The 1,775-nt window shown below is 71.4% G+C and carries 4 protein-coding genes; all 4 read right to left on the bottom strand.

Annotated features, from left to right (window positions below):
• On the bottom strand, positions 1–549 hold a 549-nt coding region (locus tag P5F91_RS29060), incomplete at its 3' end, for a DUF7168 domain-containing protein (RefSeq protein WP_277909011.1).
• Complete coding sequence (locus P5F91_RS29055; protein ID WP_277909010.1) at positions 542–814, bottom strand: hypothetical protein; 273 nt, start codon at positions 812–814, stop codon at positions 542–544. The genes P5F91_RS29055 and P5F91_RS29060, both read right to left, overlap by 8 nt.
• A gap of 10 nt (positions 815–824) precedes the next feature.
• Positions 825–1,064 carry a hypothetical protein gene (locus P5F91_RS29050; RefSeq protein WP_277909009.1) on the bottom strand — a complete coding sequence of 80 codons (240 nt, stop codon included), beginning with the start codon at positions 1,062–1,064 and terminating at the stop codon, positions 825–827.
• A 470-nt stretch (positions 1,065–1,534) separates the two neighbouring features.
• Positions 1,535–1,775: hypothetical protein (locus P5F91_RS29045; RefSeq protein ID WP_277909008.1), on the bottom strand; the 241-nt coding region annotated here is incomplete at its 5' end.

Genomic DNA, 1,775 nt, shown 5'->3' with positions numbered 1-1,775 from the left:
CTCCAGCTCCAGCAGCGCCTGTTCACCCTGTTCCTGCAGCGTCCCCCAGCCGATGCCGAAGCGCATGTCCAGCAGGCGCCGGCCCAGCCGGCCCACCATGGCGTCGGTGAAGGCCCTGACCAGCTCGTTGCGGGTGCGGGCGGTGCGCTTGCGCTTGTACTCCGGCGTCTTGCGGAAGTCGGCGATGGCGCGGCGGATGGCGCCGGCGCAGACCGCATGGACGTAGGCCGCGATCTCCGGGTTGGGCTCCAGCCCGAAATAGACCACGGCCCGGTCACCGTCCCATTCCTGGCGGATGAAGGAGGTGCAGCCGCACACGCGGGCGACGCGCGGCCACAGGCTGTCGATCACCGAGCGCCGGCCGCCGATGGTCTGAGCCGCCTCGACGTACTCGGGGCGCTCCACCTCTTCGTCCGACACGTTGTGGTCGGCCATCAGGCGCATGGCCACCTCGGCCGCGGCTTCGGCCTCCGCCTCGGTGCAGCCGTTGTCGACGGTGCGGGCGCGCAGCGCCCTGATCCGGTCCCGGATGGCGCGCAGATCAGCCATGGCGCACCCCCGCCGGGCCGGAGCGATCCAGGGCGCCGGCATTGACCAGGTCGATGATCTCCGCGTTGGTGAAGCCCATGCCGGCCATCTCCGCCAGCAGGTTCTGCAACGCGTCCTCGGCCGCCTGGCGGTCCACCGGCCGGTTGGCGCCCCCCATGGCGGCGACCAGGTCGCGGCGGAAGCGGACGCGGTCGGTGGTGGTCAGGGCGCGCTTGCTGCGCAGCGTCGTCAGCAGGCAGCCGAGGGCAAGGGTGGCGACAGGCATGATCCCTCCTTCAGTTCATCGGGGCTATGAGGGCGGCACATCCGCGGAGGTAGTCCGCGGCACGCTGGGCGCCGACCTGATCCACCGACAGCTGGGTGCCTACATTGATCAGGCCCACGCTGACGGCCGTGGGCGGAAGCGCGGGAAAGGTCTCCCGTATCTGGTCGTACGCCTGGCGGATCAGGACCATGGCCATCGCGATTTCCCGCTCGGCCTGGGTTTCCGGCTCACGGTGTGGGGGCAGGCCCATGGCTCAGCGCTCCCCGTCACAGGCCGGCGGCAAGGCAGGCACGGAGGAAGCCGATGGCCGTTTCCGCACAGAGCGCATTGCCATAACAGCGCAGTCGTCCCACACGGGCGGGAGCCCGATGAGCCAACGGGAATGAGCCGGGTTCAACTGGACGCCACTTGCCATCTCGGCACTCGATCCAGTCGGCGTCGGCCCAGAAGCCAGATGTCGGGCCTGGTTGTTGAGCTGCCCGTATTGCTTCCCGCCGTCCCGGGTGGCTTCCGCGTTCGCGAAGCGATAATCCCGGGCCGTCGGCGACGCCCAATGGGAGAGCGCCGCCACGTCGATCAGCGTCATCCCCGCATTGCGGCCCCGCGCCGCCTTGGCCTCGTTCGTCTCCGGGCTGCCCCGCGTCGCATCCGTGGCCGTGGGGGTCGGCCATGGTGCCAGGTGCGCGCTGTCCACCAGGTTCGACCGCCGCCCACCCGTCCTCACCGCTTGCCCCCCCCGGAAGCGTCGGACGCCTTCGGCGCTGGCCAGAAGGACAGGTGGGCGATCCCCTTCAGCTGGCTGTTGAGGCGCCCGTTGTCCCGTCGAAGGTCCGGGCCGCCATGGGCGTCCGACGCCACCGGGGCCGGCCACGCGGCCAGCGCTGCGGCGCCGGGCAGCCGATCCACCCCTTGGCCCGGGCCGCCCTTCGGGCCGTCCTGGGCGCACGGCGCCGGCCAGGAC

Origin of the sequence: Nitrospirillum amazonense, assembly GCF_029594735.1 — a bacterium.
Lineage (GTDB): Bacteria > Pseudomonadota > Alphaproteobacteria > Azospirillales > Azospirillaceae > Nitrospirillum > Nitrospirillum amazonense.
Note: the sequence above shows the minus strand (reverse complement) of the source record. Positions and strands in the feature narration are given on the sequence as shown.